Below are 17,324 nucleotides of genomic sequence, written 5' to 3' on the forward strand. Positions count from 1 at the left end.
GTCTCCCTGCTTATTGTAGGTATTAAGTATTATATATTTAACCATATTATACACTGTGAAACATATTATTACAATAATCGACAAAAGAAATTTTGTTTTATTTTGTCTTAATATGTCGTATTATGTATTATTTATATCGGTACGATTTTGAGAAAGTTTATAGTTTTCAATTAAGTTGTGCAAAATATTTCAAAAAAATAAAAGACCCGGTCAATAAACCGGGTCTTTTACCTAATTATTTAGACGCTTATTTTATCATTTTATCTATTCATATCACTAGAAATCATTTCATCGACAGTGACATCAGCTACATCACGTACAGGTGCAGTAGGGAAGTAACCGATACTTGATGCATAACTCAACATGGCTGATATAAATTCATAATCAGGTTTGGGGCAGAATACTTCTTGTTGTTCTAACAACTTGGCAGTCTCAGGATTAGCGAGTCGGTAAGGAGAATCTTTAGCGCCATCACCATCTAATTGACCCATTGCTAGTAAAAGAGCATCTGCTTGCTTCTCGATAGAAGAATCTAACAGCCATTCAGCATATTCTTTAGCAGGTAAAACATCAATCGAATATCCAAACGTTTGGATCATTGCAATCAAATCATCGTAATGAACTTGTTGTGGGTTACAGATATGGAACATTTGACCTGCTGTATCCGGTTGAAGCGCCAGATGAATAATTGAACGACCTGCATAATCTATCGGTGTAAAGTCCATCCATTGATTTGCAGCAGGGGCTTTACCTAATAACAGCATCGCTTTGATCATACGATACATTGCATTACTGTCTATATTACGTTGGAAGCGACCAGTTACCGATTGGCTAGATAAGTTACCTGCGCGATAGATATTGACAGGGATACCACGTTCTCCAGCTGCAAATATTAATTTTTCTGCTTCTAGCTTGCTGTTAGTGTACATATTTTCAGTTTGAAGATCGTCAGCAAGGATACCCGTTTGTTTTACTTGATCCCATTTGCCTTCTAATGATAAATCTTCAGGAATCCCCATCGTAGAAATATGATGGAAGCGAATGCCTTGACGTGTACTAGCGATCGCTAGTAATTCTGCTGTTGAATAAATATTAGATTTGGCAAATTGTTCGGTATCCCCGAAATGTCGAACATCTGCTGCACTATGGATAATCGCATCAATATGCTCTGTAATCATTTCATAATCGCTATCGCTAAGACCTAGACGCTTACTTTCTAGATCGCCTTCTACAGCAGTTACACGTTTTTCAAAGTCACGTAATACTTCTTGTCCGAAATACAGTTCCATTGTGCCTTTGAGACGTTCTATACTAGCTGCACTACCTGTTTTACGTACAAGGGCATAGATGTGAGCATCACTTTGTTGCAAAAGCTCATACAGCAAGTGTGATCCTAGATATCCTGTAGCGCCTGTTAATAAAACATGAGTGGTGTTCAGCAATCCTGAGTAACTAGTTTGAATACGAGCAGGGAACTCCACCAGATCAATAGTGTGTTCAATCATTGGGCTTGTTGCTTCAATATTCATTTTATCGTCTAACTGAAGAGCATATTCGGCTAACTGGATAATCGTTTTGTAAGCGAACAGATCCGCTATTTTGAGATTAGGAAATTGTGGTTTTAACAATGTAAGAACATGGAGTACTTTCAGAGAATCTCCGCCAATTTCAAAAAAGTCATCGTGAATACCTATTTGTTGCTTATTTAAAACGCCTGACCATGCATCTGCTATCCATTGTTGTGTTTCGTTTTGTGGAGCGACATAATCGGTAGCTGTTTCTTGCATTTCGATATGATCATAAGCGATCAATTTTTTGCGTTCTGCTTTGCCTGTTGGAGAGATAGGAATCTCGTCTAACTGACATACAAATCTAGGCACAAAATAAGAAGGCAGTCGATCAGACAAAAATTGCTTAATTGCAGCTGGAGATAATGCTGTACCATCAATCGTTGTAAAGTAAGCGACTAGCATATTTTGACCGGTTTCATCTACTTTAGGAACCACAACAGCATCTTGCATATTCGGATATTTGTTCAGGCTATCTTCAATTTCACCGATTTCGATACGATGACCTCGAATTTTAATCTGAGAATCGCGTCTACCTACATATTCAATCGTACCATCTGCTAACAATTTAGCTAAGTCACCCGAACGATAGATTTTTTCACCATTACCGGATGGGTCTGGCATAAAGGCTGCGGCTGTTTTTTCAGGTTGATCCAGATAACCATGAGCAATACCTACAGTCGAAATATAGATTTCTCCAGGAACGCCTACAGGAGAGAGCATTTGAAATTCGTTCATGATATAGACTTTATAGTTATCAATAGGGCGTCCAATAGGAACATTTACAACATCTTCACTAAGTGTAGTATCTACTTTATGCATAGTTGCACAAACCGTACATTCAGTAGGACCATAGGCATTGACCACTTCAATCGGTTTGCCTATTTTCTGTTGGAACGTCCGTACACGTTTGCCATACAACGCTTCTCCAGCAGCAGCAATCAATTTAAGACTGGCTAATCTGGCATAACCTTCGTCAGACAAATAAGCAGATAACTGATTAAAGAATACAGTAGGTAAAGCTGTTACAATTGTTGTTTGTGTACGCTCAATGGCAATTGCAAATTCTTCGATAGACACTCTTTCTTCAGCATCTAATAAGAATAAATGTGCACCATGGAAAAGGGCAGCAATTGTTTCCCAGACAGAGCCGTCAAAGCTATAAGTAGCAAACTGAGTCATCACATCTTGAGAAGTTACATTAAATTCTCTTTGCAAAATTTCGCCTAAGTTGACTACGCCACGATGAGCAACCAATGTACCTTTAGGCTTACCTGTAGAACCAGACGTATAAATAACATAAGCTAGATCATCAGGTAATACAGTAATATTCGGATTGATCAAAAATGCTGGATCAGATGTTAAGTTCAGATATTCAATATCAAGGATGCCTCGTAATGTGGTAATACCTTCAGTCAGTTGAAGAACTTTATTATTGTATTTGTGCTGAATCAATACAAAAGCAGATTGGGTATCTTGGACAATATAATGATTGCGTTCATCAGGATGAGAAGGATCTACAGGTACATAGACACCGCCAGCTTTCATAATACCTAGTAAGCTGATCACACTGTCCAGACTGCGATCAATATACATCGTTACAAATTCACCCTGTTGCAATCCTTGTCTTAACAACAAATGTGCAACTTGGTTAGCGCGCTGGTTCAACTCTTCATACGTATATTCTGTCCCTTGAAAAGAAATAGCAGTATGTTGAGGGTATTTATTTACAGCAGCTTCAAAAGCGCCATGATACGTTTGTTGATCTTGATAAGGGAAAGCAGTGTTATTCATTTCTTGATAGATCGTGTGGTCTTGAGCATTTAATATATCAATAGAACCAATAGCAAGTGCTGTATTATCTAATAATCCTTCTAACAAACGGATATAATAATCCGCAAAGCGTTCAATCGTTGCTGCTGTTAGTAAAGAATCGTTATATTCAATCGCAATAGAGAGTGAGGTGGCATGAGCTTCTAATGTCCAGTTCATGACTTGTCCAGGTTGTGCAGGAATCTGCTGTCCAAAATGAAAAACCGTTTCGCTTTTTACAGGAGATGTAGCTGGGCTTGCATCGAGTTGTGAAGCAACATAGTCGACTAAAGACTGAAAATAGGGATAATCTTCGATAGAAAGAGAAAAAGGGAAAAGTCCAGTTGTTGATCCAGATACTGCATGAATCTCGTGTTCCCCCGAGATTCGATAAAGCCATCCAAGGTAAGCAGAAAACAGAACAGCTTGACGCTCAATAGGATTGACTAATGTCCCGATGTATAAAGCAATTTTGGCACCTAGGTCAAAACGATAAACAGCAAACGTATCTTTCTGTTGTTGTCTTGCTTGATCTAGTGGAATTTGCAAAGCAGGTAATTGAATATATTCGTTAGGTGTAAAGGCATTTTCCGACAGTGACATAGAACATCTCTCCTTTGAAGTTGATCGCTGTAATGGTAGATATGAGAAAAGAGTAAGCGATATATGTGAATTAAATGTGATCTAATGATGAAATAAAATATATAATTTTCTTAAAATAAAGATATTAGGATAGAAAGTGAATGCCGTCCACAAGTTCTGTGGAAGGCATTCTTCCCTAAATCAGATTAATCTATTTTGCGTACATGGAAATGAGAGATCAATTCTTGAAGTTGTTCAGCCATTGTTGAAAGTTGGTTAGCTGCATCTGTTGTCGAGATAATCGAAGATTTTTGACCTTCAACGTGCTGAGATACTTTAGCGCTATTTTCTGCTGCAACACTTGCTGTTGTTTTAAGGTTCTCTGTAGTTGCTGTCATTTCTTCTGTACCTGCTGAGATTTCTTGAGTAGCACTAGAAATATCTTGAATTTGCTCGGTTACTTGTTTAGTTACAGATTGAATTTCGGCAAACAGTTTGCCAGTTTGGTCAGCAATAGATAGACCATATTCCACTTCTTCTGTTCCTTTTTTCATTGCAGTTACTGCATTTTGGATCTCTGTTTGAATCTCAGTGATTAAAGTACTGATCTGGTTCGCAGATTGAGCAGACTGTTCTGCAAGGTTACGAACTTCTCCAGCAACCACTGCAAATCCACGTCCATGTTCACCTACACGTGCTGCTTCAATCGAAGCATTCAAAGCAAGCAAGTTAGTCTGACCGGAGATTCCTGTAATAATACCTAGAATATTACCGATTTCTTGTGAACGACTTTCAAGCAATTCAACTGCTTTGGAAGTATCATGTACAGAACGAGAGATCAATGTCATTTGTTCTGTGACTTGGTTAACGACTTTATTACCTTCTACTGATTTTTGCTCCATTGAATACGCTTGGTCTGCTACGTTGGAAGAGTTGTTAGCAATCGTATGAATAACGGTTGAAATTTCTCCCATTGCTTTAGCTGTATCTTCTGTAGCTTCTTCTTGATATTTCATACCATTAGCGATGTCTTGAATATTGCTAATCAATGTTAATGAACGCTCACTATTGTCAGATGAAGTATCCATTAGCATTTTGGCAGATTCAGTAACTTGTTGAGAAGCAGATTGTACATTCACGATAACACTGTTCATTTTTTCAACCATTTGGTTAAATTTGTGATTGATAATCCCTAGATCATCTTTACCTGTTTTGATATGAATATCTAGATTACCTTTACTTACATCTTCAATTCCACGAATCAATTCGCGAAGAGGAGCTAGTGTTCTACGAACTACAAAGAATTGAAGTAAGAAGATAACGATAAGGAAGAGTACCATGATCGTAATACCACGTACTAACAATTGATTCAGACCTTCTGGTACAGCACTTGCATCTGCATCTACTCCAAAGTAAGCAACAACTTTACCGTCACCATTTTGAATAGGATACAAAATAGTCGTCCATAGTCCAAGATCATCGGTGTAGAAACTTGTAAATGTAGGTTGTTTCGTTTTGAGCATTTCTTGAATTCCGTTTACGATTTCAGTAGGTTGTTCGTACAAATATCCGATATCGATATTTCCCTGTTTTAAAGCTTCCATAACTTTAGTTGGCACAGCGATCAATGATGTTTTATTACCATCTGCCAATTCCGTCCCGAAAATGTAAGCTTGAGAAATGTTAGGATTATATTTGTTGATATTATCTAAGTAGCTACGGATTTCTGTTTGTTTAGCACCCTCATAACTTTTTTCAGCTACAAGTTTTTCAACATCAGCAAGAGTAATACCTTGTGCAAAAGTGTCGGTTACCGCTTGAACTTGACCATGAAGTTGATTGATTAAGATCGTTTTCTGGGTAAAATAACTGCTTACCAACAAGATGACTCCGATAAGTATGATACTAGCTGCTGAGATTAATAAATTTTTAGCGAAAAAAGATAGTCTACTGATTTTCTTCAATGCTCTCACTCCTATTTTTGGTTGGTGAATCTAAGGTTGCGTGACTCCCTATAAAGCTTATCGGTCAACGTAGTCAACAATCTAAGATTTTGTAGATGGATAAGGATTGTTGTGAGCCTGTTTGTTGACAACAATCAATAAGAAATAAAATAACAAATCAACTAATAGAGAACTAAGCGAATTAGGTATTTAGTATGACCCATAAATCGGCTTGTTTCGAATAATTTGTCGCTTTATTTCCATAAAGCTGTAAAAAATGGCACAGTAACACTCATTTCTATATGTCGGAATTTGTATTCCAATAATTTATAGTAGTTAGTAATTTTCTTTAACTTTATAAACATAGTTCTATAGAATTGAACCAAAAGACCTAAAAAATATTTAGAATTATATAGTTTTTGTCATTTTTTGCAATAAGAAGGATAGAAATTAGAGAGGAATTGCTTTTGTAATTCTGAATACATTCAGATAAAATAGGATATAAGATGATTACGCATGATATTTTCCTAGCGGTTCATTAAGTACCCATTCAAGCATATTGGACATATCTTCAATACGAGCAAGTTGTTCATTGAGCGAGGTATAAGAAGCAGTTTCAGGCGTTAGACCCTCAAGGCGTGTCTGGATATTTCTTTTCTGCAATGTCAATTCGTTGAGTTTGGATTTGATCTGATTTTCGGTTCGCATAATAGTAAGCTCCTTTTAATTTGTGAATGTGTATAGTATGATGCTGAGAATATTCACCCGTATTCAGTATAGTGCAAATGTTACATGAAATCTATGGATGAGACTCATTCTGTTATTTCATATCCATAACATCGTATCCAATAAATTATTAGACTAAATAATGGAGTGAACAGGTCATGAATATCAAAAAGTTAGCGGCGGAGAAAGCAGTGGATTGGGTAGAAGAAGGGATGATGGTTGGTCTAGGCACAGGTTCTACAGCGGCTTATGCTATTGAAAAAATTGGTGAACGTGTGAAGCAAGGACTACATATACGTGCAGTAGCAACCTCTGTTCAATCAGAAAATCTAGCACGGGAGTGGTCTATACCCATCATTCCTTTTGCTGAAGTAGGAGAAATTGATCTTACAATTGATGGTGCAGATGAGGTCGATCCTAATCTTAACCTCATTAAAGGGGGCGGAGGCGCATTGCTACGTGAAAAAATCGTAGCCGCTCGAAGTCGTCAAGTGATGATCATTACAGGTGAAAATAAAGTGGTACAGAAACTGGGCGCTTTTCCTTTGCCTGTAGAAGTGGTTACTTTTGCTCATGAGTGGACGATTGAGAAATTAGCTAGCTTTGGATGCAAACCTGTATTGCGTCAAACGAAAGATGGCGATGTGTTCAAAACAGACAATGGCAACTATACAGTAGATTGTCATTTCAATGTGATTGAGGATGCAGCACGATTACATCATCAGTTGAATAATATTCCAGGTGTTGTAGATAATGGATTATTTATCAATATGGCTAGTGCAGTTGTTGTTGCTTATGAAAGTGGCGTTATCGAAGTATTACGTGCACCTGCTCGTCGTTCATAAATATAATAAAGCAAGCTAAAAACTAAAAGAAACTGTCTGATAGAGGAAGTGATCAGATGGTTGCTTTTAGTTTAACTGCTATCAGTACACTATATAATTTATAGTTGACAAAAGTGTATTTATATATTATCTTTAAATTAAGATTTATGAATTGATACTATTACAGTATCCAAATAAAAGGAGAGATTTCATCCATGTCTAAAGTTCTTTTTGTTAAAGCGAATAACCGTCCTGCTGATCAAGCAGTCAGCGTACAACTATACGAAGCATTCCTAAACAGCTATAAAACTTCTCATCCACAAGACGAAGTGGTAGAACTTGATTTATTTGCTGAAAATATTCCTTACTATGATGCATTTGTTCTAGGTGCTAACTTCAAAGCTTCTCAAGGTATGGAAGTATCTGCTGAAGAGCAAGCGGCTGTTGACCGTGTAAACAAATACTTAACTCAATTTTTGGGTGCTGATAAAGTGGTTATTGCATTCCCATTGTGGAACTTTGCTGTTCCTGCTGTATTGCATAGCTACTTCGACTACTTGTCTCAAGCTGGCAAAACGTTCAAATATACTGCTGAAGGTCCTGTAGGACTTGCTGGTGGTAAAAAAGTAATGTTGTTACACGCTAGTGGTGGCGTATATTCTGAAGGTCCTGGCGCTGATATCGAATTGGCTGTACGTTATGTACAAACATTGCTTGGCTTCTGGGGTATTACAGATGTTGAGAAATTCATCATCGAAGGTCACAACGCATTCCCGGATCGTTCACAACAAATCGTTGCTGATGGTCTTCAAAATGCAGCAACAGTTGCGCAAAGCTTCTAATTTAAACGTATTTTATTGAAATAAAATCATAAAGCGTCTGCGTATATTTTTCTGAATTTAAATGAAAAACATCGCAGGCGCTATATGTTTAGAATATAACGATTATGATAGTTAGGAGGTTTCATAGATGAAACACTCGTCGATTCAACCGAATCCAGATATGGAAAATGATGAAGAAAAAGAATCTCTTCATTTGTTAATTATATTGTCACGTGCTTATCAGGCTGTAATGAATCAGGTGAATGATGATATTCAAAGTTATGGTCTGAACCCAACTGAGTTTGGTGTATTGGACTTTTTGTATCACAGCGAGAATCCACAGCCATTGCAGAAAATAGGGCAAAAAGTACTGATTTCTAGCGGGAATATCACGTATGTGGTCGACAAGTTAGAAAAGAAAAATATGTTATGCCGTCGTGCTTGTGATAATGACCGTCGTGTTATTTTTGCAGAGCTAACTGAAGAAGGCAATCAATTTTTTGAAAGCATTTTTACAGGTCACAAACAAGCTATTATCAAAGCTACGCAAGGATTAAATCATGATGAGAAATTAGATATTATTCCATTACTCAAAAAGCTAGGATATGCTGCCGCGAACAAAGAAGTCTAATCAGTGATTATACCACTGATTAGGCTTTTTTTATTTGAAATTGATAAAACCTATCGTTTTGGTATGAATAATCGTTGACCTCTGTTCCAACAGAGAGTATATTAAATAAAAGTCACTTTTTGTCGCCTTATTAAATGGTCTAAAGTTCGTACCTTATACCATTAAAGTAGAACAATTAACACTATATCCTCATTACTTTTTAAATCAGGAGGAAGACATGCGAACTTATTTTCCACAACAATTTGAGAAAGTTTCTCCTAAAAAAGTTAGTGATTTTATTTTCGACCAATTAGAAGAATCGATTATTTTAAAAGAATTACTACCTGAAGAACAACTTCCCAATGAACGAGATATGGCGGTTATGTTCAATGCTAGCCGATTAGCGGTACGTGAGGCTCTTTCTCGATTAGAAGAAGAAGGATTGATTGAAAAGCGTGTCGGGGCTAAAGGAGGAACCTTTGTTTTACCTTTAACGCTCAATTCTCATCATCGTCACCGTGAACAGATTGCGAGTAATTGGGAGTCATGGAGCAAAGTATTTGAATACCGTCTGATTATTGAACCAGAAGCTGCTTTTCTAGCTGCACAGCATATTCAAGCCGAACAGTTACATCAACTACAGCAGTATCTAGAGATGAGTATTGAACAAGATTGTTCACGCGAGTTATTTCGTGCGCTGGATGTGAAGTTTCACCTGATGATTGCCAAAGCATCTGATAATGCTTATTTTGAAAAAGCAGTACGAGAGATTCGTACCAAGATCAATCCTGCACTTGATCTTATGCCTTATAGTCAAGAAGTACGGGTACGCAATTCAGATAGCCATTTTGAATTGTTAGATGTACTGCGTGCACATGATGGGGAACGCTCTCGAATATTGATGCGTCAACATATTGAACAGTCTGCCTCTTCGATCTATCATCGAGTATTTGATCATGATATCCGAACTCAAGAAAAGGAGAGTGAATCCTTATGAATCATTCTGATCCGCAAGGGATACAAGTGAGACTGTCGCAGTTATTACCTGCTGCGCAGTCTATGCAAGAAAAATTAACTACATGGCGACGTGATCTACATAGACATCCTGAGATTGGCTATGAGGAAGTTCGAACTTCAGCGATTGTAGCAGAGCATTTACAAAGTCTAGGGCTTGAAGTGCAGACGGGTATAGGCAAAACAGGTGTTGTCGGACTGTTGCGTGGTATAGAACCCGGACCAACAATTGCACTTCGAGCAGATATGGATGCTTTACCGATACAAGATGCCAAAGATACGAGCTATGCTTCGCAAACCGCCGGTAAAGCTCATCTGTGCGGTCATGATGCACATACAACCATGTTAATGGGTGCAGCTCAATTACTAAGTAGTCTGGGTATACCCGCATCGGGTAATATCAAATTCGTTTTTCAACCGGCGGAAGAAGGGCTAGCCGGAGCCGATACCATGATCAAAGATGGGGTACTGGAGCATCCTCATGTGGATGCAATGACAGGCTTACATGTTTATCCGAGTTTGCAGATCGGTGAAGTATCTGTTTGTAAAGGAGTCGCTTTTGCTTCAGCTGACTTTTTCACACTTCGTATTATTGGTAAAGGAGGACATGGAGCACGTCCGCATGAAGGTATTGATGCGATAGCCGTATCAGCGCAAGTCATTTCTGCCCTGCAACATGTTACCAGTCGAATGATCGATCCATTAGAAACAGCTGTTGTCAGTATCGGACAGATTCGAGGAGGAACAATGGCAGCTTCGATTGCTTCTGAAGTTGAAATGGTAGGCACAGTACGCACATTATCTGCGGATATCCGTCAGCAAATGCCTACGAAGATTAAGCAGGTTATTGAAGGGATTGTAGGTTCCTTTGGAGCTGATTACGAACTCGATTACCACATGAATTATCCTGTCGTCAAAAATGATAATCAAATGGTTGATTTTTTGACTGCTACTTGCGATCTGATGGCAGAAGGGCCGGAGTGGCAATATACTCGACCTTCTACAGGTGGCGAAGACTTTGCTTTTTATGCTGAACAAGTACCTGCTGTGTTTTTCCGTTTAGGGACAAGTAATGGACAACCTGAGACTTCATATCCATTGCATCATCCCATGTTCGATCTTGATGAATCTGCACTTCCTTATGGTGTAGCGATGTTGTCTGCTATGGCATTACATTATTTGGATCAACCGATCCGTCACACGCATCAATAAAAAAAGTACGATTTAAAAGGGTGGAGTGGAGAAAATGAAAACAAAATCATGGATAACCAGTGGATTATTATTGTTAGTGGTCGCGATTGTATTAGCAGGGTGTGGTAGTAGCAAAGAATCATCTACAGATTCAGCTACGAATAGCAAAACATTAACGATCGGGAATGCGACTGATATTGAAAGCTTTGATCCACATAACAATAACAATACCTCTAGTGAAGCTGTACTGGTCAACATGTTCGATTATTTAGTCAAAAATGATAATGAACAAAAGAAAGTGCCTGTGCTGGCTACTTCATGGGAACAAGTAAACGATACAACATGGAGATTCAAGCTACGTGAAGGCGTTACTTTCCATAATGGTGATCCGTTCACAGCCGCAGATGTGAAATACACGATTGATCGTGTAGCCAAAGATAGTGCGCTCAAACAAAACTCGTATTTCAAATCTATTAAAGAAGTAAAAGTAGTCGATGATTACACCATTGATATGATCACAGATGGTCCTGATCCACTATTATTAAATCGTTTGTCCAAAATGGGAGCAGGCATTCTACCTTCAAAATATATCAAAGAAAAAGGAATCGATGCTTTTCTTAAAAGTCCAGTCGGGACAGGTCCTTACAAGTTCAGCAAATGGACAAAAGATGACCGTGTAGAATTGGTCAAAAATGATAAGTATTTTGGAGAAGCACCTAAATGGGATACGGTTGTGTTCCGCTCAATCCCTGAAGCTTCTACCCGTGTATCTGAATTGTTAGCAGGAGGCATTGATATTGCTTCAGGTATTCCTTCTACCGATGTAGAACGTATTCAGAGCGAAGAAGGCAAACAAATCGTTAAAGCTCCAATCCAACGTGTACTTCAATTAATTTTGCGTGAAACAGAGGGTACAGTCACAGCTGATCCGAAAGTACGTGAAGCGATTGACTTTGCGATTGATAAGCAAGGGATTGTAGACAGTATTGCAGGTGGAGCAGGGATTGTGACTCGTACATCTGTTACACCGGGTAACTTTGGAGCTGATCCTTCGCTATACAAACAGACATTATACGATCCAGCCAAAGCGAAGCAATTATTACAAGAATCCGGTCATGCAGGAGCAGAATTGAATATGACGGTCTCTTCTCAATACAAAGAATATGCTGAAGTGGTAGCGGCTATGCTGAATGAAGCAGGATTTAAAGCAAATCTGGAAGTGCTAGAACCAAGTGCTTTTAGTGAACGATACAGTTCCAAATCATTCAAAGAAATTTTTATGATCGGCATAGGTAATTCATTATTTGACGCATCCAATAACTATAATCGTTATCTCAAAACAGAAGCAGCAGGGGAAACGGATTATAACAATCCTAAAGTTGAAAAGTTATTACAAGATGCGCTTGTAAATATGGATCCAGCATCACGTGAAAAACAATATCAAGAGGTACAACAGATTTTGGCAGAAGATCGCCCAGCAGTGTATTTGTTCCAAATGGAAGGAATTTATGGAGCAGATAACCGTGTGAAATTTACGCCAAGAAGTGATGAAATGTTCTATGCAGATGATATTACATCTGTGAATGGATAAACAAATTAAAGCAGGGATAGCCATATGTCTTCCCTGCTTTTTGTTATAAAAATCGGCAAAAGTTCAGTATATACGAGGTACGGAGGTGATTGGATTGAAAGGCTATATTATAAAGTCACTGCTTCAGGTGATTCCGGTATTGCTACTGGTATCGTTAATTGTATTTATTTTAGTGCGGGTGACCGGTGATCCTGTAGCGTTAATGTTACCTGAAACGGCTACAGCAGAAGATCGCGCTGTGCTTACAGAGGCACTCGGATTGGATCAACCACTGTATAAGCAATACATCACATTTCTAGGAAGCGCATTGCAAGGAGATTTTGGAACTTCTTTTCGTTATGGAGAATCTGCTTTACCACTGGTTTTAGAACGATTACCCGCTAGCTTTGAATTAGCAGTAGCAGCAATGATTTTTGCGATTATTATGGCGATTCCACTCGGTATTTTGTCTGCGGTCAAGCGTAATACATTTACCGACTTATTGATATCAGGTATTTCTGTGATTGGCAAAGCAATGCCTAACTTTTGGATGGGAATTATGCTGATTTTATTCTTTTCAGTAATGTTAGGTGCTTTACCTGTCTCCGGTAGAGGAGGAATAGAGCATTTGTTATTGCCTGCTTTTACCCTGGGGATTGGAATTGGTGCACAGATGACTCGCTTGGTGCGTTCCAGTATGCTTGAAATTCTGAATCAGGATTATATTTTGACTGCGAAGAGTAAAGGGTTACGTCCATTTATTATTATTATGAAGCATGCTTTTCGTAATGGCTTAATTCCTGTTGTCACGATTGTAGGATTGCAATTTACCAGTCTGATCGGTGGCACATTGATTACTGAAACCGTATTTGCTTGGCCAGGACTAGGGCAATTGTTAGTAACAGCAGTAAACACACATGATATGGCGATTGTACAGGCTTCTGTATTTGTGATCGCATTGATTGTCATTATAGGGAATCTATTGACTGATATTTCGTATCGCCTGCTTGATCCTCGTATTAGATACAGTTGATCAGGAACCAATCGGCAGAAAGGATGGGGTAGACATGCCTGATCAAGGAATGATCCGTCAGTTATTAAAAAGTAAAACTGGCACATTAGGGTTGCTGATTATTGTAGCAGTTATATTATGTGCTTTATTTGCACCGTGGTTAGCGAGTCATGATCCAGCTTCGGTTGCTCCGTTAAAAAGACTCAAGCCACCGGTATGGTTAGATGGAGGCGAGTCGACTTACTGGTTGGGCACAGATAATCTAGGTCGCGATATCTGGAGCCGAATTGTATATGGAGCTCGGGTATCCTTAATTGTTGGTGTAGGAGCAGTATTGGTGTCCGGCATGATCGGAGCTGTACTGGGATTATTATCTGGATATTATGGGAAATGGATTAATGCCATTATTATGCGGGTTGCAGATTCTTTTCTAGCGATTCCTTCGATATTATTAGCATTGGTTGTATTAGCTGTAACTCAGCCGGGATTGATCACTTTGATTATCGTGATTGGATTAACCAACTGGGTATCGTATGCAAGAGTCATTCGTAGTGAAGTATTAAGTCTTAAAGAACGTGATTTTGTCAAAGCGGCACAATCGGCAGGCGCAGGGCAAGGTCGCTTAATTTTCCATCATATTTTACCAAATGTGATGTCATCTTTGATCGTTATTTCCAGTATGAATGTAGCGACAACGATTCTAATGGAAGCATCGCTAAGCTTTCTCGGATTAGGGATTAAGCCGCCAGATGTATCATGGGGCGGGATGCTGAGTGATGGTAGGCAGTATATTGCAACCAGTTGGTGGGTCGCTACTTTTCCAGGATTGGCGATTACATTTACAGTATTGGGAGTTATCTTTCTTGGAGATTGGTTACGGGATAAATTAGATCCTCGAATTACAAATGATCAATCGTAAAGACCCTTGCCAATATCAATATAACGATCCCTATAACAATTATGAAATATAGATAAGAACGTGATAAGTGAAGGAGACTATGGTGATGAGTAAAAAGGCGATACAACCAGAAGATTTGTACGATTATCAATGGGTAAGCGATCCTTCTATTCATCCAGATGGATCTATAGCTTATATGCATAAAATCATTGATCGTGAACATAATCAGTACAAAACGCATATTTATTATATTTCAGCAGACCGTAAACACACCAAAAGGATCACTGATGGCGATTATGATACAGCACCTAGCTGGTCACCTGATGGACGATATCTAGCTTTTATTCGTAAAACCGATAAAAAACCTCAATTGTGGATACTGGATTATACTTCTGGATCTATGACTCCATATAGTAAGCTGGAACGTGGTATTGGATTCTTCCGTTGGTCACCAGATGGACGTTCTATAATTATGACTAGCCGAGTACTAGGTGAATATGAAAAGCAAGCTCATTTACCTGATCGTGGACATATTGTAGAGCGAACGACGCCCAAAGCAGAAGGTTCTGGATTATGGAATGGAACGTACCAACATTTATTTTTATTAGAATTACAACATCGTCAAATAAAGCAATTAACAAGCGGTGAATTTGATGCTTCTTATCCTGTCTGGTCACCAGATGGAACCGAAATTAGTTACCTTGCTCAAAAAAAACCTTCTATTATATATAGCGATATGGATATAGTTTTTTATAATGATTTGTATACTTTAAATATGGCTTCTGAGCAGACCGAATTACAAACCAGACATGACCTTACTATCAGTCAATTTGCGTATGCACCGGATGGACAGTCATGGACATGTATTGCTAATAATCGAGAATATGGAAGTGGAACTCAGAATCAAGTGTACCGTGTGGATCGTTCAACCGGGCAGATAGACTCGCTCACTCCACACTCTGATATTCAATTCGGTAATTTTATACTGAATGATATGAAGTCAGCTGGGGCTATTCCAGGACCGATCTATGATATAAATGGACAATCTGTCTATGTACTAGGAACCTATCAAGGAAGTGTAGATATTTACCGAATCACTAATCAAGGAACATGTACTGCAATCACCACAGGTGGAAAAGATATTCATCAGCTGGTAGTTGCTCCACAAGGAGATCGATTTGTTGCATTGATAGCAGATGCTAATCATCCTTATGAATTGGTAGAATTACCAGTTGATCCAGTAGCTCATCATCTATCAAATGATCCCTATCGCTTAACACATACAGCAGATCTGTGGTTATCTCAACATGAAGTCTCTATTCCAGAATCATTTTGGTACACCCATGAAGACGGAATTAAGATTCAAGGATGGTTGATGAAACCTGTACAAGTTACAGACAATAGCGATAACATACCACTAATTTTACAGATTCATGGAGGGCCTCATGCTATGGTCTCTGATGTATATAGCCATGAGATGCAGACATTAGTATCGCAAGGGTATGCAGTGTTAATACTTAATCCGCGTGGTAGCTTCGGATACGGTCAACATTTTGCACAAGCATGTCGTCAAGATTTCGGTGGTGGTGATTATCGTGATCTTATCGAAGCTGTTAATCATGTATTACAGCATCATCCTGAATTAGATGAACAGCGATTAGGGATATGCGGTGGTAGTTATGGAGGATTGATGGTCAATTGGATTATTGCGCATGATCATCGTTTTCGTGTGGCTGTCACACAGCGTTGTATTTCCAATTGGATATCCTTTTATGGAATTAGCGATATTGGTATTTCGTATACAGAAGGGATAGTAGGTGGGAATCCATGGGAAGACTTTGATCGGTTATGGTCGCAATCTCCTCTTGCTCATGTACAGCATATCAATACACCACTGCTTATTATTCATGGTGAACAAGATATGCGTTGCCCTATCGAACAGAGCGAACAACTGTATACCGCTCTAAAACGGCAAGGAAAACAAACCAAAATGGTACGTTATCCTGATTCAAATCATACAGTGTTAAAAAGCGGAAAGCCTAGCTATCGTATCGATCTACTGAGCCATGTCAACGACTGGATGAAGCAACATATTCATTTCCCAATAGAGGTGAATCCATGACAGAACCATTTCTGGAAAAAGTGAAGTTGTCATTACCAGTAGGTCTGTGGATTGAGAACTGTTTGAGCAGTGGAATACCTGCTGCTCAACTGCTCGATTTTATTCATCACAAAGACTTTGCAACCATTGTATCCAAAGTAGATGATCCTAATATGGATATGCTGGATCGCCTACATATCGCTACTGAAATGAACGATCCGTGGGAACGAGCGATGATTGAAGGATATCGCTTCAAATTTATTCATATTGGTGGAGTGAAACGATTACTCAAATTGCGCTTTCAATTACAAGAGCATAAAGATTATAGCCAACATGAAAATAGGTTGTCTGGATTGAGATTGACTTCAGATCAGAAGGATATGCTAGAGGAACGAATAGGTATTCAATGGGAAATGGTAGCTGAACTGCAAACGGATTCATATTCTACAACTATACAAATACGTTTAAAAAACGAAAGCTGTTGATTTTTGACAGCTTTTTCTGTTTTTTTACATTTATCTAAGGCTTAAAAGTGGGCTTTATGTATAAAATGCAACCTATAGAACTTGCTTAATTCATCAATCTATGGGAAAATTTCACCAAGGTATACATTCTGGATATCACAATAAGCTGAATAATAAACAGCAGTTGT

The 17,324-nt window shown here is 38.6% G+C and carries 13 protein-coding genes; 10 read left to right on the forward strand and 3 right to left on the reverse strand.

Features of this window, described 5'->3' with window-relative positions:
- Nucleotides 1-260: 260 nt before the first annotated feature.
- The 3 genes from PTI45_RS04440 to PTI45_RS04450 all read right to left on the reverse strand — a co-directional run bounded on the left by PTI45_RS04440 (nucleotide 261) and on the right by PTI45_RS04450 (nucleotide 6,613).
- Nucleotides 261-3,983, reverse strand: coding sequence for a non-ribosomal peptide synthetase family protein (locus PTI45_RS04440; protein ID WP_069326336.1), 3,723 nt, complete (start codon nucleotides 3,981-3,983; stop codon nucleotides 261-263).
- A 185-nt stretch (nucleotides 3,984-4,168) separates the two neighbouring features.
- The gene (locus PTI45_RS04445; RefSeq protein ID WP_069326337.1) at nucleotides 4,169-5,926 is read right to left on the reverse strand and encodes a methyl-accepting chemotaxis protein; all 1,758 of its coding nucleotides are present in this window, start codon (nucleotides 5,924-5,926) and stop codon (nucleotides 4,169-4,171) included.
- Nucleotides 5,927-6,415: 489 nt separating this feature from the next.
- Nucleotides 6,416-6,613 (reverse strand): hypothetical protein, encoded by a 198-nt coding sequence (locus PTI45_RS04450; protein ID WP_069326338.1) that lies wholly within the window; start codon nucleotides 6,611-6,613, stop codon nucleotides 6,416-6,418.
- Between the two features lie 176 nt (nucleotides 6,614-6,789).
- On the opposite strand from PTI45_RS04450, the gene rpiA reads away from it, so the two are divergent.
- The 10 genes from rpiA to PTI45_RS04500 all read left to right on the forward strand — a co-directional run bounded on the left by rpiA (nucleotide 6,790) and on the right by PTI45_RS04500 (nucleotide 17,157).
- On the forward strand, nucleotides 6,790-7,476 hold the full coding sequence (rpiA, locus tag PTI45_RS04455) for a ribose-5-phosphate isomerase RpiA (protein ID WP_069326339.1): 687 nt from the start codon (nucleotides 6,790-6,792) through the stop codon (nucleotides 7,474-7,476).
- A 194-nt stretch (nucleotides 7,477-7,670) separates the two neighbouring features.
- Complete coding sequence (locus tag PTI45_RS04460; RefSeq protein ID WP_069326340.1) at nucleotides 7,671-8,297, forward strand: FMN-dependent NADH-azoreductase; 627 nt, start codon at nucleotides 7,671-7,673, stop codon at nucleotides 8,295-8,297.
- Between the two features lie 127 nt (nucleotides 8,298-8,424).
- The gene (locus PTI45_RS04465; RefSeq protein ID WP_425415566.1) at nucleotides 8,425-8,907 is read left to right on the forward strand and encodes a MarR family winged helix-turn-helix transcriptional regulator; all 483 of its coding nucleotides are present in this window, start codon (nucleotides 8,425-8,427) and stop codon (nucleotides 8,905-8,907) included.
- A gap of 217 nt (nucleotides 8,908-9,124) precedes the next feature.
- Nucleotides 9,125-9,883 carry a FadR/GntR family transcriptional regulator gene (locus PTI45_RS04470; RefSeq protein ID WP_069326341.1) on the forward strand — a complete coding sequence of 253 codons (759 nt, stop codon included), beginning with the start codon at nucleotides 9,125-9,127 and terminating at the stop codon, nucleotides 9,881-9,883.
- Complete coding sequence (locus tag PTI45_RS04475; RefSeq protein ID WP_069326342.1) at nucleotides 9,880-11,112, forward strand: M20 metallopeptidase family protein; 1,233 nt, start codon at nucleotides 9,880-9,882, stop codon at nucleotides 11,110-11,112. Before PTI45_RS04470 ends, PTI45_RS04475 begins: the two co-directional genes overlap by 4 nt.
- 34 nt (nucleotides 11,113-11,146) lie before the next feature.
- Nucleotides 11,147-12,682 (forward strand): ABC transporter substrate-binding protein, encoded by a 1,536-nt coding sequence (locus PTI45_RS04480; RefSeq protein ID WP_069326343.1) that lies wholly within the window; start codon nucleotides 11,147-11,149, stop codon nucleotides 12,680-12,682.
- A 94-nt stretch (nucleotides 12,683-12,776) separates the two neighbouring features.
- Nucleotides 12,777-13,694, forward strand: coding sequence for an ABC transporter permease (locus tag PTI45_RS04485; RefSeq protein WP_069326344.1), 918 nt, complete (start codon nucleotides 12,777-12,779; stop codon nucleotides 13,692-13,694).
- A gap of 34 nt (nucleotides 13,695-13,728) precedes the next feature.
- Nucleotides 13,729-14,592 carry an ABC transporter permease gene (locus tag PTI45_RS04490; RefSeq protein WP_083243341.1) on the forward strand — a complete coding sequence of 288 codons (864 nt, stop codon included), beginning with the start codon at nucleotides 13,729-13,731 and terminating at the stop codon, nucleotides 14,590-14,592.
- An 85-nt stretch (nucleotides 14,593-14,677) separates the two neighbouring features.
- Nucleotides 14,678-16,693 carry a S9 family peptidase gene (locus PTI45_RS04495; protein ID WP_069326345.1) on the forward strand — a complete coding sequence of 672 codons (2,016 nt, stop codon included), beginning with the start codon at nucleotides 14,678-14,680 and terminating at the stop codon, nucleotides 16,691-16,693.
- Entirely contained in the window at nucleotides 16,690-17,157 is a 468-nt protein-coding gene (locus tag PTI45_RS04500) for a hypothetical protein (RefSeq protein ID WP_083243343.1), read from the forward strand. The genes PTI45_RS04495 and PTI45_RS04500 overlap by 4 nt, the downstream gene beginning before the upstream one ends.
- Nucleotides 17,158-17,324: the final 167 nt, after the last annotated feature.

It is taken from the genome of Paenibacillus nuruki (genome assembly GCF_001721045.1).
Taxonomy (GTDB): domain Bacteria; phylum Bacillota; class Bacilli; order Paenibacillales; family Paenibacillaceae; genus Saccharibacillus; species Saccharibacillus nuruki.